Source organism: Streptomyces griseoflavus (genome assembly GCF_014649995.1).
GTDB lineage: Bacteria > Actinomycetota > Actinomycetes > Streptomycetales > Streptomycetaceae > Streptomyces > Streptomyces griseoflavus.
This window is the reverse complement of sequence record NZ_BMUC01000018.1, coordinates 1-20,137: the sequence shown is the minus strand read 5'-3', so window position 1 is coordinate 20,137 and position 20,137 is coordinate 1. Positions and strand designations below refer to the sequence as shown.

Below are 20,137 nucleotides of genomic sequence, written 5' to 3'. Positions count from 1 at the left end.
CGGCCGGCTACGCCTCGGCGGGCTGGCGGGCGTTGGCCCGGACCCAGTCCACGATGGACGCCGTGGTCGCGCCCGGGGTGAAGATCTCCGCGACGCCCTTCTCCTTCAGCGGAGGGATGTCCGCCTCGGGGATGATGCCGCCGCCGAAGACGAGGATGTCCGCCGCGTCGCGCTGCTCGAGCAGCTCGATGACCGCCGCGAACAGCGTGTTGTGCGCGCCGGAGAGGATGGACAGGCCGATCGCGTCGGCGTCCTCCTGGATCGCGGTGTCGACGATCTGCTCGGGAGTCTGGTGCAGCCCGGTGTAGATCACCTCCATACCGGCGTCGCGCAGCGCACGCGCGATCACCTTGGCCCCGCGATCGTGGCCGTCGAGCCCCGGCTTGGCCACCACCACGCGGATCGGACCGGCTGCCACACCCATCACTGCCTCCATGAAGCGACTACATCCATCCGTATCGACCAGTACCGCACACATCGCACGGACACCCCGGCCCGAACCGGCCGGAGAAGTGAACGAACGTTATCTCCAGCATCCCGCAACCGGCAGTTTCGCGGTGCCCAGGGAGGGGGAAATCACACAGAGGGACACGTTCACCGCGCAGCGTTCCCGGGCTCCCGGGCCCGCACACCCTGTGCTCGTGCGACGCATGGGCATCGGTGGGAACATGCGCATAAGGGATTCGTACCGAGGTCGCCGTACCAGCGCGCCCCTTCCACCCTTCGTACGCGCGCGCCGTCGACCGCTCTCGTAACGACGTCCCATGAGGGCGCACGGGGGACGATGCCGTCCTTCCGCGTGCCGACAGGAGGTCGGCCATGAAGGTCACCGAGGCAGCTCTTCCCTTCCTGCCCCTGTGCCGGCGTCTGCTGCCGGCCCGGCTGGCGGATCTCTCCCTCGCCCTGCTGAAGGCGACCGCCCTGGAGCTGGCCATCCTGGCGGGCCACGTCCTCCTCTATCCGGCCGGGATCATCCAGGAGCGGCGCGGGCCGGACGCCCCCGCGCTGCCGATACCGAAGGGCACCCCCAAGCTGCCGGCGGAGGCCAAGCCCCCGGTCGTGCTGCTGCACGGCTTCATCGACAACCGCTCCGTCTTCCTCCTGCTGCGCCGCAGCCTGTCCCAGCACGGCAGGCAGCAGATCGAGTCGCTCAACTACTCGCCGCTGACCTGCGACATCCGCATCGCCGCGGAGCTCCTCGGCCGCCACATAGAGCAGGTGTGCGAGCGTACGGGCAGCCGCCGGGTCGACGTGGTCGGTCACAGCCTCGGCGGGCTGATCGCCCGGTACTACGTGCAGCGACTGGGCGGCGACACCCGCGTGCGGACCCTCGTCACGCTCGGCACCCCGCACTCCGGGACGCGCGTCGCGCCGCTGGCCAACGCGCACCCCATCGTGCGGCAGATGCGCCCCGGCTCACCGGTGCTCGAAGAGCTCACCCGGCCGGCGCCCGGCTGCCGTACGCACTTCGTCGCCTTCTGGAGCGACCTCGACCACATCATGGACCCGCTGGAAACGGCGTGCATCGAGCACCCGGACCTGACCGCGGTGAACATCCGGGTGAGCGGCGTCGGCCATCTCGCCCTGCCCGTGCACCCGACGGTGGCCACCGGCATCCGGGAGGCGCTGGACACGGCGCACCCCGGCGAGCCGTCCACCGGCCGCGCGGGCGGCCTGACGGTGGCGTGAGGACGGCCGGGCGCGACACGCCCGGCCCCGCTCCCCCGTGACAAGCACGTTCCGAGCGCCCCCATCCGAACAACAACGGTCCGCCAGCGCCGACTTACGGCCTGCGGACCGCCCCCACCCTCGAACAGGTTTCGAACAAAGAGCCAAGACCGCGCCCGCCGTCCCCCAAAACACGACCGAATGCCCGTTTCCTGCGCGGCCGAAACCTGGGGAAGATTGTCGCGCCCGCATACCGCCGGGTACAGTCGCCGCACTGCTCTGCCAGCCCCTGTTGTCGAGGCGAAAGAGAAGTTGGTGAACGACCGTCACCCGTCGGGGACCATGACCCCGGCTCCGGCTTCCGATGCCGACTCGGCGCCCTACGCGTCGTACGGCACCCAGGAAGCCCAGTACGGCGATTTCACCGCCTACGGTGGCTACGACACCGCCGGCTACGACGCCACGCACTACGGCACCGGTGCTCACACCACCGGAGGCTTCGCCACCGATCCCCTCTTCGGGGACCTCCCGGGCGGCGGCCACGGAACGGGCGCGTACGACACCGGGCACTGGCCCGCGGGCGGCCAGGACAGCGGCCACTACGACCTGTACGCGGCACAGCACCCCGGCTCGTACGACACCGGTGGCTACGACGCGACCGCGTGGACCACCGGCGACCAGCCGATGACGGTGATCCCTCCGCAGGCGGGCTCGCCCGAGACGAGCGGCCAGTGGGACGCCGGCGCCTGGCTCCAGCCCGACCCGGCCGAGAGCCCCGCCGAGCCGACCCAGCAGTGGGACTGGGGCACACAGACCTTCGACAGCGGCGTCTACGACGCCACGCAGTGGAACTCCGACGGCGGCGACCCGGCCGCCGTCCCCGACTCCGACGAGTCGCACGCCGGGGGGTACGAGCAACAGTCCGAGTCCTATGACCGGTCCGAGTCCCATGACCAGGCCGGCTACGGGCAGGACGCCTACCGGCAAGAGGCGTACGGCCAGGACTCGTACCAGGACGCCACCGCCGGCGAGCCGGTGCACGGCGAGGCGGGCGACACCGGTGAACTTCCCGCCGTGGCCCTGCTCGACGAGCAGGAGGAGACCCTGCCCGTCCCGCCGCCGCGCGCCGCCTCGCGCTCCGGTTCCCGCTCCCGGCGCCGCACCCCCGCCAAGCGCTCCGCGCTGCTGACGGTGGCCGTGCCCTCGGCGTGTGTGATGGGCGTCGCCGGTATCGCCGCCGCATCGGTCGGTGATCTGACCGAGGACAGCGGCCAGGACGCGAAGACGACGTCGGCCGCGGCCGACGCCCAGCCGGTGAAGCCCTCCGCCGCCAACGTCAAGCTGGACACCCAGCTGGAGAGCCTCGCCGCCGGCGCGGACGACTTCGCCGACCGGGCCAGCCGCACCCAGGAGCGCATCGACCTCAAGGCGCAGCAGGAGGCCGAGCGCAGGCGGGCGGCCGAGGAGGCGGCCCGCAAGGAGCGGCTGCGCCCGAAGTTCTCCCTCCCGGTCGCGCAGCACGGCCTCAGCGCCTACTACGGACAGTCCGGCATCAACTGGATGTCCGTCCACACCGGTATCGACTTCCCCGTCGCGTACGGCACTCCGATCCTGGCAGCGACCGACGGCACCGTGCGCACGCAGTACAACTCCGCCTACGGCAACATGATGATCGTGGTGGCGAAGGACGGGACGGAGACGTGGTACTGCCACCTCTCCAGCTACCAGGTCCCCGCCGGTACGACCGTGAAGGCGGGCGACCAGATCGGGTTCTCCGGGAACTCGGGCAACTCGACCGGCCCGCACCTGCACTTCGAGGTGCGCCCCGGCGGGGGCTCGGCGATCGACCCCCTCGCCTGGCTGCGCAGCCACGGCCTCGAGCCCTCCTGAGGCCGAGCGCTCCGAACGGTCCGGGTGGCCCGGACGGCCGGGCGGCCCGGGCACGGCAGACAGCACCGAACAGCCGGTGACCCGCGAGCCCCGTCGGCCGGGGCTCGCGGGTCACCGGCTTTCGGCTACAGCTTCTCCACCGGCGCGTACCGCAGCAGCAGACGCTTGGGCTTGGACTCCCCGAAGTCGATCGTCGCCTCCGCGTTCGCGCCCGTGCCCTTCACCCCGACCACCGTGCCGAGGCCGAACTGGTCGTGCGTGACCCGGTCCCCGACCGCCAGTGACACCACGGGCTTCTCCGCCGTCCGCCGGGTGGCGAAGCCGGAGGCGCCCGAGGCCGACGAGCGGGAGCGGGACGACGACAGCGAGGCCGCGACCCCCGACACCGGTCCGGAGGACGCGGGCGCGCTCGACCCCGTCCGCTTCCACTCCAGGTGGGCGGCCGGGATCTCCTCCAGGAAGCGGGAGGGCGGGTTGTACGACGGCTGGCCCCACGCGCTGCGCAGCGTCGACCGGGTGAGGTAGAGCCGCTCCCGCGCCCGGGTGATGCCGACGTACGCCAGGCGCCGCTCCTCCTCCAGTTCCTTGGTCTGGCCGAGGGCGCGCATGTGCGGGAAGACGCCGTCCTCCATGCCGGTCAGGAAGACGACCGGGAACTCCAGGCCCTTGGCGGTGTGCAGGGTCATCAGGGTGATGACGCCCGAACCGTCCTCGTCCTCGTCGGGGATCTGGTCGGAGTCGGCGACCAGGGCCACCTGCTCCAGGAAGTCGGACAGCGTGACCGACTCGCCCTCGCCGCGCTCCTGCTCGAATTCCAGCGCGACGGCGGCGAGTTCCTGGAGGTTCTCGATCCGGGTCTCGTCCTGCGGGTCGGTGGACGCCTGCAACTCGGCCAGGTAGCCGGTGCGTTCGAGGATCGCCTCCAGGACGGTGGCCGGGCCCGCGCCGGACTCGACGACCGTACGAAGGTCCTCCATCAGCGTGTTGAACCGCTTCACGGCGTTCGACGAGCGCGCGGCCATGCCGTACGCCTCGTCGACGCGCTTCAGCGCCTGCGGGAAACTGATCTTCTCGCGCTGGGCGAGGGCGTCGATCATGGCTTCGGCGCGGTCGCCGATGCCCCGCTTGGGCACGTTGAGGATGCGGCGCAGCGGCACCGAGTCCTCGGGGTTGGCGAGCACCCGCAGGTAGGCCAGGACGTCCCGGACCTCCTTGCGCTCGTAGAAGCGCACACCGCCGACGACCTTGTAGGGCAGGCCGACGCGGATGAAGATCTCCTCGAAGACACGGGACTGGGCGTTGGTGCGGTAGAAGACCGCGACATCGCCCGCCTTGGCCTCGCCCGCGTCGGTGAGGCGGTCTATCTCGTCGGCGACGAACTGCGCCTCGTCGTGCTCGGTGTCCGCGACGTATCCGGTGATCCGCGCGCCGGAGCCGGCCTTGGTCCACAGGTTCTTCGGGCGGCGCGACTCGTTGCGCTCGATGACGGCGTTGGCGGCGCTCAGGATGGTCTGGGTGGAGCGGTAGTTCTGCTCCAGCAGGATCGTGGTCGCCTCCGGGTAGTCCTCCTCGAACTGGAGGATGTTGCGGATCGTCGCACCGCGGAAGGCGTAGATCGACTGGTCGGCGTCACCCACCACGCACAGCTCGGCGGGCGGCACCTCGGCCTCCGGCGGTACGTCGACGGGGTGCTCGGAGGGGGTGCCGACCAGTTCGCGGACCAGCGCGTACTGCGCGTGGTTGGTGTCCTGGTACTCGTCCACCAGGACGTGCCGGAAGCGGCGGCGGTAGTGCTCGGCGACGTCGGGGAAGGCGCGGAGCAGGTTGACCGTCGTCATGATCAGGTCGTCGAAGTCCAGCGCGTTCGCCTCGCGAAGCCGCGACTGGTACAGCGCGTACGCCTGGGCGAGGGTCTTCTCGAAGCCGTCGGTCGCCTGGGCGGCGAAGTCCTCCTCGTCGATCAGCTCGTTCTTCAGGTTGCTGATCTTGGCGCTGAAGGACTTCGGCGGGAAACGCTTGGGGTCGAGGTCCAGGTCACGGCAGACCAGGGCCATCAGGCGCTTGGAGTCGGCGGCGTCGTAGATCGAGAACGACGACGTGAAGCCGAGTTTCTTGCTCTCGCGGCGCAGGATGCGCACGCACGCGCTGTGGAACGTCATGACCCACATCGCGTTCGCCCGCGGTCCGACGAGCTGCTCGACGCGCTCCTTCATCTCGCCCGCGGCCTTGTTGGTGAAGGTGATCGCGAGGATCTGGCCCGGGTGGACGTGCCGCTCGGCCAGCAGGTGGGCGATGCGGTGGGTGAGGACGCGGGTCTTGCCGGAACCGGCGCCGGCCACGATGAGCAGCGGGGTGCCGGAGTGCACGACGGCGGCGCGCTGGTTGTCGTTCAGCCCTTCCAGCAGCGCCGCGGCGTCGATCACGGGGCGCGGGGCGCCGTCGCGGTAGTAGGCGTCCCGGTCCGGCGGCACGTCGAACTTCCCGCCGAACAGGTCGTCCGGAACGGTCTCCGGCGCGTGCTCGTCCTCGGGCGGTGGCGGGGGCTCGTCCGCTGGGCTCCGCTGGGCCTGGAGGTCCGCCAGGAAGCTGTCGTCAAAGAGGCTGCTCATCGCTCTCCGAGTCTAGGGTGCCCCACCGACAACGAGGTGCCACCCCGGAAACATCCCCCGGTCCCCTGACAGCGCGGGCTCCCGGCCCCGGCCGTCGCGCGGACGCCCACCCTCCAGGACCGCTCCCTCACCCTGGGTGACCAGTCGCGGAAGGTCACAAAAATGTATCGGGCATATCACCCATCAACCTTCACAGGCACCACACCCGTTGGCTACGGTGCGGGCAGGCCGCTCGTCCCCCGCCGGCGAACCTCGCCGGACCGCGCGGCCTCCGCCGAGTCCGTCACTGTCCGCCGCGACAGCCGGAGCCGGGGACCCACCGAATCCCTGGGGTGAATCGGACCGCTCCCGCGCGGAGCGGCCGTAGGGCAACCCTTCCGAACCACCCGCCCGAACCCTCCCCCAGTGCCTGGACGGCCTGGGAGGTGCCCCCCACCGCTGACCCGGTAGGCGGAGCAGTGGAAGGAGTCGCCTCCCTTGGCGTCGCACCGCAAGTCGCGCACCCCCGGCACGCGCGTGGCAGGCATACGGACCCCGGCCCTGGCCACGGCCGCCCTGACCTCCGTCGCCCTGCTCTCCCAGACGGCCAACGCCGCCCCCACGGACGACGACAAGCCGAGTCTGGAGGAGGTCGAGAAGAAGGTCGGCGACCTCTACCGCCAGGCCGAGTCGGCGACCGAGAAGTACAACGCGGCCAAGGAGAAGACCACCAAGCAGCGCAAGCGCGTCGACACCCTCCTGGACGACGTGGCCAAGCGCACCCAGAAGCTCAACGACGCGCGCGAGGAACTGGGTTCCTTCGCCGCCGCGCAGTACCGGACCGGCGCCGGCGTCCCCGACACCGCGACCTTCCTGCTCGCAGACACCCCGCAGGACGTCTTCGACCAGCGCCAGGTGATGGACCGGGTGACCGGCCGCCAGAAGCAGGCGGTCGACGACTACGTCACCCAGCAGTCCGAGACGATGAAGAAGCGCCAGGAGGCCACGGAGAGCCTCCGGACGCTCACCGAGTCGCAGGACGACCTGAAGACGGCCAAGGCCACCGTCCAGAAGAAGCTCACCGACGCGCGCGAGCTGATGTCGAAGCTGACCGCCGAGGAGAAGGCGCGGCTCGCCGCGATCGAGAAGGAGAAGCAGGAGGAGGCCGCCCGCCAGGCCGCCGAGCTCGCCCGGCAGCAGGCGGAGCAGCAGGCCCGGGAGGAGGCGGCCCAGCAGGACGGCGGCGGCCCGGACGGCACCGGATCCTCCGGCTCGGCCACCTCACCGTCCGCCTCGGCGGGCTCCTCGTACGGAACCAAGGCCGAGAAGGCCATCGCCTTCGCCCGCGCCCAGATCGGCAAGCCGTACGTGTGGGGCGCCACCGGGCCCGGCTCCTACGACTGCTCCGGCCTCACCCAGGCCGCCTGGAAGGCCGCCGGGGTCGCCCTGCCGCGCACCACCTACGACCAGGTGAACGCCGGCACCACGGTCCCCGTGTCCCAGGCGCGACCCGGTGACCTCGTGTTCTTCTACGACGACGTCACCCACGTGGGCCTCTACATCGGCAACGGCATGATGATCCACGCCCCGAAGCCCGGCACGTACGTCCGCGAGGAGTCGATCTTCTACGACGGCGAGTCCTCGGTGCACAGCGTGGTGCGCCCCGCCTGACCCGGCCGGGAGTGGACCTGCGCGGAGGCGGTCAGGTCCACAGCACGGCGATGAAGACGTTCGTCACGGTCAGCAGGCCGACCAGGCCGAACAGGCCCTTGTCCACCTTCTCGTCGTCGCGCTTCACGTAGACCAGGCCGAGGATGACGATCAGCAGGGCCAGCTTCACGCCGATCTTCACGTGGTCGACGGTGTGGTCCTGCGCCTCGTTGAGGCCGACCAGGGCTATGCCGGTGACGAGCATGGTCAGCGCGCCGTGCAGCATCGCGGGGCTGAAGCGGGCGGTGCCCTCGCCCATCGCCTTCATCTGGGTGAGGAAGCCCCCGAGCAGCGACGCGATACCGATGATGTGCAGACCGACGAAGATGTGGGTGAGTACGTCCATGAGGCCGGAGCCTAACCACACGCCTCCCGTACCACTCCGGCGCCCTCGCCCCGCCGTCCTTCCCCTCATCGGTCATCACTCAGAGTAGAAGCGGGAGAGCCGGAGCAGCCTCCCGGTCACTTACGGTCACCCGTCGGTCCGCTCCCGCCACTTCCGCACAACCCGCCACCCGCGCCGCCCGGCGGGGCCTAGCCTCCTGCCCCAGGTGACCGGCTCACCATCGCCGCCCGGGCCAAGGGCGGCAGCCGGACACCACCGCCGAAGACGGTCCGGCGGCGGACGGCTCCCCCTGTGCACTCCCGCCGCCGGACCGCCGGACGGCAGCCCGCCCGGGGTGGCCGTGGAGGAGAGAGGGAGTTCAGGTGGCAGCGCACCGCAGGACCGGGAAGCGCACGGCGGGCGGTCGCACGGCCCGCGCCGCCGCCACCGTCGCCCTCGCCGGCGCGGCCGCCGCGACCGGCCTCGACGGGCCCGCGCTCGCCGAACCCCAGCGGACACCGGAGCAGGTCAGGGCCGACGTCGCCCGGCTCTACCGGGAGGCGGAGGCCGCCACCGAGAAGTACAACGGCGCGAAGGAGAAGGCCGAGTCGGCCCAACGCCGGCTGCGCGCCCTGCAGGACGAGACCGCTCGCGGGAAGGCCCGGCTCGACGACGCGCGCGAGGCCCTCGGTTCGGTGGCGGCGGCACAGTACCGGGGCGGCGGCCTCGACCCCGCCCTGCAACTGATCCTGACCGACGACCCGGACGGCTACCTGGAGGGCGCCGCCCTCGCCGAACGCGTGGGCAGCCGCCAGAAGGCACAGGTGGGGCGCGTCCGCAGCAGGCTCCGGGAGATCGAGCAGTTGCGCGGGGCGGCCCGCGCCGAGGCGGAGTCGCTGACGTCCCACCGGGCAGAGCTGGAGCGGCACCGGAAGACGATCACCGGCAAGCTGACCGCCGCCCGCCGTCTGCTGGCCGACCTGGCACCCGGGCAGCGCGGCAGCGGCGCCGGCCAGGCCGCGCGCTCCTCGGACGCCGGTGCCGGCCCGGCCGCCCCCGTCTCCGTCACCTCCCGGGCCCCCGGCCCCCGCGCCGCGGAGGCCGTCGCCTACGCTTACGAGAAGATCGGCAGCCCCTACGTCTGGGGCGCGACCGGCCCGGACGCCTTCGACTGCTCGGGCCTCGTCCAGGCCGCGTACCACTCCGCCGGCGTCGCCCTGCCCCGTACCACCTACGCCCAGATCGCCGCCGGCCGCCGCGTCGCCCGCTCCGAGCTGCTCCCCGGCGACCTGGTCTTCTTCTACTCCGGCATCAGCCACGTCGGCATCTACGTCGGCGACGGCAGGATGATCCACGCCCCGAACCCCTCGGCGCCCGTACGCCTGGCCCCCGTCGACGAGATGCCCTTCGCGGGCGCCACGCGTGTGAGTTGAGCGGCCGCGCGCCCCCGGTTCACACCAGCCGGCGTGCCGTCGCCCAGCGGGTCAGCTCGTGACGGTTGGACAGCTGGAGCTTGCGCAGCACCGCCGACACATGGGACTCGACCGTCTTCACCGAGATGAACAGCTGCTTGGCGATCTCCTTGTACGCGTATCCCCGGGCGATCAGCCGCAGTACCTCCCGCTCGCGCTGGGTGAGGCGGTCCATGTCCTCGTCGACCGGCGGGGCGTCGGTCGACGCGAAGGCGTCCAGGACGAAGCCGGCCAGCCGCGGCGAGAAGACGGCGTCGCCCTCCTGGACCCGGAAGATCGAGTCGACCAGGTCGGTCCCGGTGATCGTCTTGGTGACGTAGCCGCGGGCGCCGCCCCGGATCACCCCGATCACGTCCTCCGCCGCGTCCGACACGGACAGCGCGAGGAAGCGGACCGGCTGCTCGGTGTCCGCCATCAACGGAGCGCAGCGGCGCAGCACTTCGACGCCGCCGCCACCGGGAAGATGCACGTCGAGCAGGACTACCTCGGGCCGGGTCGCGGTGATGACCGTGACCGCCTGGTCGACGTCGGCGGCCTCGCCGACCACTTCGACACCCGTCTGCGCGGTCTGCCCGATCTCGGCCTGGACCCCCGTGCGGAACATGCGGTGGTCGTCGACGAGGACGACCCGCACATGACGTCCGGCGGTGCTCCCGGCCGGCTCGCCGGACTCGGATCCCTGCCCCGCTCCCGCCGTCGCGTTCGCCTCGGTCGGCTCGCTCATGACGTCTTCTCCGCCCTCTCCATCTCCAGCTCGACCTCCGTGCCGCCGTCGGGCACCGCGCGCAGCCGCGCCGTGCCGCCGTTGCGCTCCATGCGGCCGATGATCGATTCTCTGACGCCCATCCGGTCGGCGGGTATCGACTCCAGGTCGAAGCCGGGGCCACGGTCACGGACCGACACGAAGACCTTCTTCCCCTCGACTTCGGCGTAGACCTGCACCGCGCCTCCCTCGCCACCGTACTTGGCGGCGTTGACCATTGCTTCCCGCGCGGCCTGCATCTGTGCGCCGATCCTCTCGTCGAGCGGGCAGTCGCCGACGACGACGACCTCGAGGGGGACGCCGTGCTTGTCCTCGACCTCGGCGGCGTTGCGCTTCACGGCCTCGGCGAGGGTGGTGGGCTCGTCGTCCTCGTCCTTCCCGTTGCCCTCCGGCTTGTAGAGCCAGGCGCGCAGGTCGCGCTCCTGGGCACGGGCCAGCCGGCGCACCTCGCCGGCGTTGTCCGCGTTGCGCTGGATCAGGGTGAGGGTGTGCAGCACCGAGTCGTGGACGTGGGCGGCGACCTCGGCGCGTTCCTGCGCGCGGATGCGCATCAGGCGCTCCTCGGAGAGGTCCTGCGTCATGCGCACCAGGTAGGGGCCGGCGAGGAGCGTGATGCCCACGAGGACCGCGAGGGCCGCCTGGAGCACCGAGCCGAGGTGGCTGCCGGACCCCCGCAGGACGAAGATGCCCGAGGCGCCCGCCGTCACCAGCAGCACACCGGCCACGGCACGCAGCAGCGTGACGGTGCGCCGGCGGCGGCCGGCCTCCATCCAGCGGGCCCGCCGCGCGTTGTCCGCCTGCCGCCACACCAGGGCGACACCCGCGCCGACCAGGACGGTCGGCCAGAGGTAGGCCCTGGTGCCGTTGTTCAGGTCGACGCTGCCCACGAAGACCATGGCCACCACGACCATGAGCAGCAGGGCGACGATCTGCCCCTTGTCGGGTCTGCGGGTGACGAGCCTGCGCCGGCCGTCCGGCGCGGTCTCGGTCGTCACCGGCGGGGTCTGCTTCTGCGCGTCCACCCCTCCGACACCGAGCGGTACGAAGAACCAGAACGCGGCGTACAGCAGGGCGCCGAGACCGTCGGCCATGAACAGGGCGACGAAGACGAGACGCACCCAGATCACGGGCAGCCCGAGGTGTCCGGCGAGCCCCCGCGCCACGCCACCGAGCCAGCGTCCGTCACTGCTGCGGTAGAGCTTGCGCGGCGGCCGCGGCTCGACGACTGGCGCTGCTGCGGCTTCCGACATGCCAATGATGGTCACACGCCCGGGTTGCCGGAGCATCAGGGTCCGTCCCGGAGACTCCCCTGATCTCCGCGCCGCCGGTTCCCCGTCCGCTTCCCTGTCCCGGCTCAGGGACCGATATCAGGGTCCGGCCAGGGTCGTTCCGACTCCCGCCACGGCGGCTCGCCCGTCACCATGGACCCATGACCGATCACCAGCACGCCGCGGCGGATCCGGGGCCCGGCTCCGGCCCGCGCCCCTCCCGGGGCACCGGGCCGCAGGACGCCGCGCCCGGCGGGACCGGCCCGGCGGACGCGGACCACCGCTTCCGCCGGGACCGCCGGCACCAGATGCTCGGCGGGGTGTGCGCGGGGCTCGGCCGGCAGTGCGACATGGACCCGGTGATCTTCCGCATCACCCTCGCGGTCCTCTCCGCCACCGGCGGCATCGGCCTCATCTTCTACGGTTTCGCCTGGCTCTTCGTCCCGTACGACGACGACGAGGAGAACGAGATCCGCCGGCTGCTGACCGGCCGGGTCGACGGCCACACCCTGACGGCCGTGCTGTTCGCGCTGGTCGGCTGCGGCGTCTTCCTCTCCATGCTGAACAACGACGGCGTGCTGAGCTTCGCCGTCATACTGTCCCTGCTGCTCGCCGGCGCCGGGTACTGGTCGCGGCGGCGCGGCACCCCCAGCCCCGACCACATCGCCGCCCAGGCCGTCGCCGACGCCCCGCCGGAGCCCCAGGCGCCGCCGGTCCCCGACGCCTTCCCCTCGTGGTGGCGCGACCCGATCGTCAAGGACGGCACCCATGTGGGCGGCACGGGATATCTCTGGGGGCCGGAGAACTCCCGCGACCTGGACATCGCCGCGGCCGTCAACATCGGCCTCGACACCCGCACCCGTACCCGCACCGGCACGGGCACGGGCACCCGTGACACGCCGTACGCACCGCCCCGCCGGCCGGTGAAGCCGCGCGGGCCCCGCGGGATCGGCGGGTGGGTCTTCCTGTTCGCCCTGCTCGCGGCCGGCCTGGGCACCGGTCTGACCTGGGAGGCGCATCCGCTCGGCACCAGCCTGCAGACCGGTCTCGCCTGCGCGCTCGCCGTCTTCGGACTCGGCATCGCCGTCAGCGCGTTCCTCGGCCGCACCGGCGCGGGATCCGTCGTCCTCGCGGTCGTCACGGCGGGCCTGCTGGCCGGTTCGACCGCCGTCCCCGAGAACATCGGCACCGACTGGACGCGCACGACCTGGGGACCCACCACGGTCGCGCAGATACGTCCCCTGTACGACCTGGGCGCGGGCGAGGGCGAACTGGACCTGTCCGCGATACGGGTGCCCGAGAACGACACCGTCTCGACGGAGTTCCACGTCGGCCTGGGCCGGATCCACGTGATCGTGCCGAGGGACGCCATCGTGAAGCTGACCATCGACGTGGGGGTGGGCGACATCCAGTTGCCCGGCGACAAGCGGAAGGACGTGGACGTGGCACCGGGCAAGCGCGAAGAGGTGACCCTGCGACCGCCCGCGGGCACCGAGAAGGCGGGCACCCTCGACATCGAACTCCATGTCGGCGTGGGACAGGCGGAGGTGAGCCGTGCTGCGTCATGAGTTCCAGCCCGGCAGGCTGGTCGCCGGCGTCGCCCTCGTCGCCGCCGCGGTGACCTACGCCGGCGACGCGGGCGGCGCCTGGCACACCCCGTGGTTCGTCGTCATCCCGGTCGTGACCGGGGGACTCTGCCTGGCCGGCGCGGTGGGCTCCCTGGCCGGCCGCCTACGCCGCCGGGGCAAGGAGGACACCGCGGCGAGCTAGCGGTCGTCCCTCGTCCGCCGGCGTCGCCGCCCTCGCAGGGCGGCGTCCACGGACAGCACCGGGGCTCCCGCGAGCACCAGCGGGATCCACGCCATGAGGTACGGCAGGTCGTTGCCGTAGTAGTACGGATCGGCCGCCCAGCTCACGGTCAGCCACAGGCTGAGGGAGATCAGCGCTCCGCCGAGGGCGGCGAGGCGGGTGAGCAGACCGAGCAGGGTGCCGATGCCCACGGCCACTTCCCCGAGGGCGATGGCACAGCCGAACGCGACGGGGCTCTCCAGTGCCATGTCGACCATCGCGGGAATGGCGGAGGAGTCCCGGACGGCGCGCATCATGTCGCCGATCGAACCGGCCCCGGAGTCCTTCAGGAAGGCGCTGTCCGTGAGTTTGTCCAGGCCGGCGTAGATGAAGGTGACGCCGAGGAAGAGGCGCAGGGGGAGGAGGGCGTAGCGGGTGGCGGTGTCGCGCCAGTCCCTGTCGTCTCCGGCGTGTGGGGGGTGCGTGTCCGCGCGCATACCGTGAGTCATCGCTGTCCGCCGCCTCTCACTGTGATGCCGGAGGGCCTCCTCGAAGACCATACGTACGACAAACTGTCGTGCCTCAACCCTCTGTGTCGGGTTTTTCTTGAGCGGATGGGGGACCGGGTGTGGGCCGGGGGCGTTCTCGCAACCCGCGGGAAGCCGGGAGCCGGGCCCCGCTAGTCCGTCACGTCGATCGTGTACCGGTTGGTCTCCACGCCCGCCGCGGTGATCACCTGGACGTCCACCCGGCCCGGCTCCACCTCCGCCGGTACCGGCACCGTCAGCAGGGCGTCCGTGGGGTTGTCGAAGCCGCCGGTGACCGGGACCAGGGGCACGTGGACGTTCACCGCGCCCACCCGCACCACCATCCGCGACAGCCGGTCCGCCCCCTGGGCCCCCGCCGGCACGAACCCGGCGCCCCGGATCTCGATGTCGTCCCCGGTGCGGATCGGCGCGTCCAGGTCCCCGGCCTCCCGTGCCCGCACCACGGACAGGATCACCGGACGCCCGCCCTCCGCGTACTTGCCCGCGAGATACGTCCCCGCCGACACCAGCACCACCACCGCGAGCCCCCACGGCAGATCCGGCAGCTGGTCCGGCCGCCGGGCCAGCCGCACCGCCGCGAACGCCAGGGCGACCCCGCTGATCACGACGTACTGGATGTCGGCGAAGCTCCCCCGCCCGGCGTCGTCGGTCAGCAGATCCGCCGCCCCGGGCCGGTGCGCGCGCACTTTCTGCAGCCGCTGTCCCTGCACGCGCAGCCCGACCACGCGCCGCACCAGCACGGCGATCCCGCAGACCACGGCCAGCACGGTCACGACGCCCGCACCGCGGGCGAGTTCGAGCCCGTCGATCAGCGCGTCGCGCTCCCGGTGACCGGAGGCGGCCGCCAGCCGCCCCACCAGAACGAGTACCGCGAACGCGACGAGCAGCACCCAGCAGGCCGCCACCGCACGGGAGGTGGAGAGCCGGTTGTCCTCGCCGATCACGGGCGCCAGCGCGCCACCGCGGGCCCGGTGGAACCACGACGCGGCGGTCAGCGCGCCGGCGACGACGACCGCGGCCAGCAGCCCGGCGGTGCGCGCGGAGGTCCACCCCGCGCCGATCGCCGTGAGCGCCTGCCCGAGGAGCAACAGCACCACGCCCGCCCAGACCACGACCGCGGTCCACCGCCACAGCCGTGTCAGCCATGCCTCGCCCTCGGCCCGCCCCCGCACGGCGACGGCTTCCGCGGCCTGGGTGAGTTCCTCCGACACCCACTGCCGAGAGGCGGACGCGGAGTGCGCCACCGCGGCAGGCACTCCGTGTCCGGCCGCGAACTCGTCCCGCTTCAGCAGGAACGCCGCGACCGCGCGCCGATGCCCCTCACGCGCCCCGTGCGGGCAGTCCCCGCAGGTGCAGCCGCCCCCGTGCGCGCCCGCGCCCGTGTCCGCGCCGCTCTGTCCGGCCTCCTGCACCGCCACGCCCGGAACCCGCCTTCCCCACCGTTGACACCCGTCGACACCCACGTCACAAGTCCCCTGCGACGAGAGCGAATTGTGCCCTACCGCGCGGCCTCCCCGTCCGGCAGGCCCGGCCGGTACGGGTGAACTTCGCGGCACCCGGTTGACACGCCCGGTCTAGGTCAGCAGATCCGGCTCGCTCCGGCTGATCTCCTGCCACATCGGCTGGTAGTTGATCCACGCGACGAGGTCCCCGCCGAGCTGTTCCCGTGTGGCGACCGCCGGCCGGTGGCCGATGAGGACGGGCCGGCCCGCCGCGCGGGCGGTGAGCTGCACCTGGCAGGACCGTTCCATGGTGATGAACCACCAGGCCGCCGCGTCGACGGAGTCCCCCACGGTGAGCAGCCCGTGGTTGCGCAGCACGAGCGCCTTGTGCGAGCCGAGCACGCCCGCGATGCGCCGCCCCTCCTCGGCGTCGACGGTGACGCCGCTGTAGGCGTCGTAGAGGGCGTGGTCCTCGTAGAAGGCGCAGCTCTCCTGGGTGATGGGGTCGAGCAGGTCACCGAGGGCGGCGAGGGCCCGCCCGTGCACGGAGTGGCAGTGGGCGACGGCGACCACGTCGGGCCGGGCCGCGTGCACCTGGGCGTGCACGGTGAACGCGGCCTGGTTGACGTGGTGGCCGCCCTCGACGACCTGGCCGTCCCGGTTGGCGAGCACCAGGTCGCTCACGGTGACGTGGCGGAAGGGCATGCCGAAGGGGTTCACCCAGAAGCAGTCGCTGAACTCGGGGTCGCGTGCGGTGATGTGCCCCGAGACACCGTCCTCGTAGCCGAGCCGCCCGAAGAGCCGCAGTGCGCCGGCGAGCCGTTCCTTGCGGTGCCGGCGTTCGTCCTCGGCCGACGCGTGCATGGGCGGCATGGGGAAGCGCAGCTTGTCGGTGGGCAGCGGCAGGGGCGGCGTGGGCCCGTGCATGAGTCCTCCCGCGGGGGTGGGCGTACGGGGCGGAAGTTACCTGCGGGCCGGGCCGTACGACAGCTCTCTTCCGTAAAGATGCGGTACGCGGCCGCTGCTCCGTCCGGAGGACGCCCGCCGTTACCCGACACAGGATGTCCGGTATCCCCGCCACACTCGGCCCATGCACACGAATTGGGCGGCCTTCACCGCGCTGGAACCGGAGCTGGCGAGGACCGTGGAGGAGCGCTTCGCCGCGTACACCCACCATGTCCTCGCGACCCTGCGCCGGGACGGTTCGCCGCGCACCACCGGCCTGGAGGTCCGTTTCTCCGACGGGGAGCTGTGGCTCGGCATGATGCCGGACTCGCTCAAGGCGCTGGACCTGCGCCGCGACCCGCGCTTCGCGCTGCAGGCGAACCCGGGCGAGGGCACCGGCATGGGCGGCGGCGACGTCCGCATCGGCGGCCGGGCGGTCGAGATCGCCGCCGAGGACACGGAGACCCGGGCCCGGTACGCCGAAGAGGCGGAACCGCCGGAGCCGTTCCACCTCTTCCGCACCGAGCTGACGGAGGTCGTACGGACCTGCGTCGAGGACGAGAAGTACCTGGTCGTCCAGGTCTGGAAGCCCGGAGAGCCGGTGCGGACCCTCAGACGGACCTAGCCCTTGGGGCTACTCCCACTCGATGGTCCCCGGCGGCTTGGAGGTGACGTCGAGGACGACCCGGTTGACGTCCCGCACCTCGTTGGTGATGCGGGTGGAGATCTTGGCGAGGACGTCGTACGGCAGCCGGGACCAGTCGGCGGTCATGGCGTCCTCGCTGGAGACCGGGCGCAGCACGATCGGGTGACCGTAGGTGCGGCCGTCGCCCTGGACGCCCACCGAACGGACGTCGGCCAGCAGGACCACCGGGCACTGCCAGATGTCCCGGTCGAGGCCGGCGGCGGTGAGTTCCTCACGGGCGATGGCGTCGGCCTCGCGGAGCAGGTCGAGCCGCTCCTTGGTGACCTCGCCGACGATGCGGATGCCGAGGCCGGGGCCGGGGAAGGGCTGACGGTGGACGATCTCGTCCGGCAGGCCGAGTTCCTGGCCGACCATGCGGACCTCGTCCTTGAACAGCTGGCGCAGCGGCTCGACCAGCTTGAACTCGAGGTCCTCGGGGAGGCCGCCCACGTTGTGGTGGGACTTGATGTTGGCGGTGCCGGTGCCGCCGCCGGACTCGACGACGTCCGGGTAGAGCGTGCCCTGGACGAGGAACTCCACGGCCGGGCCCTCGTCCGCGATGATCTCGGCCTGGGCCTGCTCGAAGACCCGGATGAACTCCCGGCCGATGATCTTCCGCTTCTCCTCGGGGTCGGAGACCCCGGCCAGCGCCTTCAGGAACCGGTCCTGCGCGTCCACGACCTTCAGCTGGACGCCGGTCGCGGCGACGAAGTCCTTCTCGACCTGCTCGGTCTCGCCCTTGCGCATCAGGCCGTGGTCGACGTAGACGCAGGTCAGCTGGGAGCCGATGGCCTTCTGGACGAGGGCGGCGGCGACCGCGGAGTCCACACCGCCGGACAGGCCGCAGATGGCGCGCTTGTCGCCGACCAGCTCGCGGATCGAGGCGACCTGCTCCTCGATGACGTTGCCCGTGGTCCAGTCCGGGGTCAGTCCCGCGCCCCGGTACAGGAAGTGCTCCAGCACCTGCTGTCCGTGCGTGGAGTGCATCACCTCGGGGTGGTACTGGACGCCGTAGAGCTTCTTCTCGTCGTTCTCGAAGGCGGCGACCGGGACGACGTCCGTGGAGGCCGTGACGGAGAAGCCCTCGGGGGCGGCGGAACAGGCGTCGCCGTGCGACATCCACACGGCCTGCTCGTCCGGGGTTCCCTCGAAGAGGGTGGAGGAGCTCCGGGAGACGTGCAGGTCCGTGCGGCCGTACTCACGGGCTCCGGTGTTGTCCACCTGGCCGCCCAGGCTCTGGGCCATGAGCTGGAAGCCGTAGCACATGCCGAAGACGGGCACGCCGGCTTCGAAGATCTCGCGGTCGAGGCGGGGGGCGCCCTCCTCGTACACGGACGAGGGGCCGCCGGAGAGGATGATCGCCGCCGGGTTCCTGGCGAGCATCTCGGCGACCGGCATGGTGCTCGGCACGATCTCGCTGTAGACCCGCGCCTCGCGGACGCGACGGGCGATGAGCTGGGCGTACTGCGCGCCGAAGTCGACGACCAGAACGGTGTCGGGCGCGTTGGCAGCGGGAGACGCTGATGACACGAGGTGCCTTCCGGCGGTGGGGCGGGGGTCTTGTGCCTCCCGAGTCTACCGAGACGGCGGCGGAGCACGCCCCGGGCCGTGACGGAGGCCCCGGGCAGAGGCCGTGACCGAGGCCGGCGCAGAGGCCCGGGGGAGGGGCCGGGACGAAGGCGGTCGCCGGACGGCGCCGGCACTCCCCCGGCGCGCGCCCCTCGTCTCACCATGCGGCCCCTGTTGGACAGCCGGGGCCCGCCGGGCATACTTGGCCCCATGCTCACGCACCAGACCTTCGTCTTTACCTATGGCACCCGGCCCGCCGGCTGCCATGGTCGTGCTGCTTGAGCAACTGACAAGCGACTTCCCAGGCGCCCCGGGCCGACAAGGTCCGGGGCGCCTGGCGTTTTCCTCCGGACCGTGTCGCTCCGGGGCACCTCCCCCGCCCTTCACCCCACCGAGGAGTCCCGAGATGACCGCCACCACGACCGAGCCGACCACCGCGGAGACGGCCGAGAGGACCGGCGCCCGCACCACGGAGGCCGCCGAACTGATCACCGGCGCACGGGAGCGGATCGACACGCTCGACGACCGGATCATCGGTCTCGTGCAGGAACGGATGGCCGTGTCGGCCGTCATCCAGAAGGAACGGATCGCCTCCGGCGGCCGGCGGGTGAACCTCTCCCGCGAGATGGAGATCCTCGCCACCTACCGGGACGCCCTGGGCAAGCCCGGCACCACGCTCGCGATGACCCTGCTGGAGCTGTGCCGCGGCAGGATCTGATTCCGCGTCCCGGGGACAGGCGTACGCGTCGGCTCTCACCCGTCCGGTGCGTGACCCGCTCCCCGTCCGCCTCGTTGGTACCGGTGTCCGTGCCAGCCAGGGGCGGGCCCGAGCAGCACCACGCGTGGCTCGCCGGAGCGGTGTGGCGTACGGATCGGATCGTGCCGTACGCCGTGGGACCTCGCTCCGGCCAGGTGACCGGGCGGCAGGGGACAGCCACCCCGGTCACTCGACAGAAGGCCGGCTCCGGGGACGCCCGGAGCCGGCCGACGCGTTTCACCGGCCGGCGCCTCCTCCGGCGGCGCGCCCCGGGGGCCCGGACGGCGGCACGACGCCGCACCCCTCACCCTCCCCAGCAGTCAGTGATCCACGTCACATAAGAATCATGTGAAATCCGGGACAACCATTCACAGGCTTCGGTGATCAAACCACCGGAACCAAGGGCCTCACCCGCGCCCCACACGCGGAGGCCTCCCCGCATTCGTTCGTGCCGCGACCGCGCGGCACACCGGACTTCCCGAGGTCTTCATGAAGCTTCGCCGTGCCATGGCCGTAGCGGCCGCGACGGCCGTCATAGCGCCGCTCGCCCTGCTCTCGGCTCCGGCAGCCTTCGCGACCGGCAGCGAGGAGACGCCGAGCACGTCGACGATCTCCACCGAGAGCGAGAACCCGCCGGCGGAGGGCGAGAACCCGCCCGCCGAAGGCGAGAACCCCCCGGCCGAGGGCGAGAACCCCCCGGCGGAAGGCGAGAACCCGCC

The 20,137-nt window shown here is 72.0% G+C and carries 17 protein-coding genes and 1 pseudogene; 9 read left to right on the top strand and 9 right to left on the bottom strand.

The genetic code is table 11. The annotated features are described in order from the left end of the window. Nucleotides 1–7: 7 nt before the first annotated feature. Nucleotides 8–424, bottom strand: a complete 417-nt coding sequence (gene icmB / locus IE172_RS29155) for a coenzyme B12-dependent isobutyryl CoA mutase small subunit (RefSeq protein ID WP_189558344.1) — start codon at nucleotides 422–424, stop codon at nucleotides 8–10. A gap of 395 nt (nucleotides 425–819) precedes the next feature. On the opposite strand from icmB, the gene IE172_RS29150 reads away from it, so the two are divergent. Beyond that, the gene (locus IE172_RS29150; protein ID WP_190100324.1) at nucleotides 820–1,689 is read left to right on the top strand and encodes an esterase/lipase family protein; all 870 of its coding nucleotides are present in this window, start codon (nucleotides 820–822) and stop codon (nucleotides 1,687–1,689) included. A 180-nt stretch (nucleotides 1,690–1,869) separates the two neighbouring features. Beyond that, a complete protein-coding gene (locus tag IE172_RS29145) occupies nucleotides 1,870–3,558 on the top strand; it encodes a M23 family metallopeptidase (RefSeq protein ID WP_190100323.1) in 1,689 nt (562 codons plus the stop codon). Nucleotides 3,559–3,683: 125 nt separating this feature from the next. Here the strand turns inward: IE172_RS29145 and pcrA are convergent, their stop codons facing one another. After that, on the bottom strand, nucleotides 3,684–6,167 hold the full coding sequence (gene pcrA, locus IE172_RS29140; RefSeq protein WP_190100322.1) for a DNA helicase PcrA: 2,484 nt from the start codon (nucleotides 6,165–6,167) through the stop codon (nucleotides 3,684–3,686). 477 nt (nucleotides 6,168–6,644) lie between these two features. Here pcrA and IE172_RS29135 point away from each other — a divergent pair, with 477 nt between their 5' ends. Beyond that, on the top strand, nucleotides 6,645–7,817 hold the full coding sequence (locus IE172_RS29135) for a C40 family peptidase (protein ID WP_190100321.1): 1,173 nt from the start codon (nucleotides 6,645–6,647) through the stop codon (nucleotides 7,815–7,817). Nucleotides 7,818–7,848: 31 nt separating this feature from the next. Here IE172_RS29135 and IE172_RS29130 read toward each other — a convergent pair whose 3' ends face one another. After that, complete coding sequence (locus IE172_RS29130; protein WP_190100320.1) at nucleotides 7,849–8,202, bottom strand: hypothetical protein; 354 nt, start codon at nucleotides 8,200–8,202, stop codon at nucleotides 7,849–7,851. Nucleotides 8,203–8,564: 362 nt separating this feature from the next. Between IE172_RS29130 and IE172_RS29125 the strand changes: the two genes are divergently transcribed. Continuing rightward, nucleotides 8,565–9,614 carry a C40 family peptidase gene (locus IE172_RS29125; protein ID WP_190100319.1) on the top strand — a complete coding sequence of 350 codons (1,050 nt, stop codon included), beginning with the start codon at nucleotides 8,565–8,567 and terminating at the stop codon, nucleotides 9,612–9,614. 19 nt (nucleotides 9,615–9,633) lie between these two features. On the opposite strand, the gene IE172_RS29120 is transcribed toward IE172_RS29125, so the two are convergent. Both IE172_RS29120 and IE172_RS29115 read right to left on the bottom strand, forming a co-directional pair. Continuing rightward, nucleotides 9,634–10,377: a LuxR C-terminal-related transcriptional regulator gene (locus IE172_RS29120; RefSeq protein WP_190100318.1), complete on the bottom strand. Its 744-nt coding sequence runs from the start codon at nucleotides 10,375–10,377 to the stop codon at nucleotides 9,634–9,636. Next, a complete protein-coding gene (locus IE172_RS29115) occupies nucleotides 10,374–11,666 on the bottom strand; it encodes an ATP-binding protein (protein WP_190100317.1) in 1,293 nt (430 codons plus the stop codon). The genes IE172_RS29120 and IE172_RS29115 overlap by 4 nt, the downstream gene beginning before the upstream one ends. Before the next feature lie 179 nt (nucleotides 11,667–11,845). Between IE172_RS29115 and IE172_RS29110 the strand changes: the two genes are divergently transcribed. Both IE172_RS29110 and IE172_RS29105 read left to right on the top strand, forming a co-directional pair. Next, nucleotides 11,846–13,252 carry a PspC domain-containing protein gene (locus IE172_RS29110; protein WP_190100316.1) on the top strand — a complete coding sequence of 469 codons (1,407 nt, stop codon included), beginning with the start codon at nucleotides 11,846–11,848 and terminating at the stop codon, nucleotides 13,250–13,252. Next, entirely contained in the window at nucleotides 13,239–13,454 is a 216-nt protein-coding gene (locus IE172_RS29105) for a hypothetical protein (protein ID WP_190100315.1), read from the top strand. The genes IE172_RS29110 and IE172_RS29105 overlap by 14 nt, the downstream gene beginning before the upstream one ends. Here the strand turns inward: IE172_RS29105 and IE172_RS29100 are convergent. The 3 genes from IE172_RS29100 to IE172_RS29090 all read right to left on the bottom strand — a co-directional run bounded on the left by IE172_RS29100 (nucleotide 13,451) and on the right by IE172_RS29090 (nucleotide 16,389). Then, nucleotides 13,451–13,981 (bottom strand): DoxX family membrane protein, encoded by a 531-nt coding sequence (locus tag IE172_RS29100; protein WP_190100314.1) that lies wholly within the window; start codon nucleotides 13,979–13,981, stop codon nucleotides 13,451–13,453. The genes IE172_RS29105 and IE172_RS29100 overlap by 4 nt on opposite strands. A 170-nt stretch (nucleotides 13,982–14,151) precedes the next feature. Continuing rightward, nucleotides 14,152–15,438: a hypothetical protein gene (locus tag IE172_RS29095; protein ID WP_190100313.1), complete on the bottom strand. Its 1,287-nt coding sequence runs from the start codon at nucleotides 15,436–15,438 to the stop codon at nucleotides 14,152–14,154. A 156-nt stretch (nucleotides 15,439–15,594) separates the two neighbouring features. Beyond that, nucleotides 15,595–16,389 carry a class II aldolase/adducin family protein gene (locus IE172_RS29090; RefSeq protein WP_190100312.1) on the bottom strand — a complete coding sequence of 265 codons (795 nt, stop codon included), beginning with the start codon at nucleotides 16,387–16,389 and terminating at the stop codon, nucleotides 15,595–15,597. A gap of 163 nt (nucleotides 16,390–16,552) precedes the next feature. Between IE172_RS29090 and IE172_RS29085 the strand changes: the two genes are divergently transcribed. Further along, on the top strand, nucleotides 16,553–17,032 hold the full coding sequence (locus tag IE172_RS29085) for a pyridoxamine 5'-phosphate oxidase family protein (protein ID WP_190100311.1): 480 nt from the start codon (nucleotides 16,553–16,555) through the stop codon (nucleotides 17,030–17,032). 9 nt (nucleotides 17,033–17,041) lie between these two features. On the opposite strand, the gene guaA is transcribed toward IE172_RS29085, so the two are convergent. Then, nucleotides 17,042–18,622: a glutamine-hydrolyzing GMP synthase gene (gene guaA / locus IE172_RS29080; protein WP_190100310.1), complete on the bottom strand. Its 1,581-nt coding sequence runs from the start codon at nucleotides 18,620–18,622 to the stop codon at nucleotides 17,042–17,044. 445 nt (nucleotides 18,623–19,067) lie between these two features. On the opposite strand from guaA, the gene IE172_RS29075 reads away from it, so the two are divergent. Together IE172_RS29075 and IE172_RS29070 are read left to right on the top strand one after the other, a co-directional pair. Next, complete coding sequence (locus IE172_RS29075) at nucleotides 19,068–19,379, top strand: chorismate mutase (RefSeq protein WP_190100309.1); 312 nt, start codon at nucleotides 19,068–19,070, stop codon at nucleotides 19,377–19,379. Between the two features lie 528 nt (nucleotides 19,380–19,907). Continuing rightward, nucleotides 19,908–20,137: pseudogene (locus IE172_RS29070) on the top strand (LPXTG cell wall anchor domain-containing protein); the annotation flags it as partial.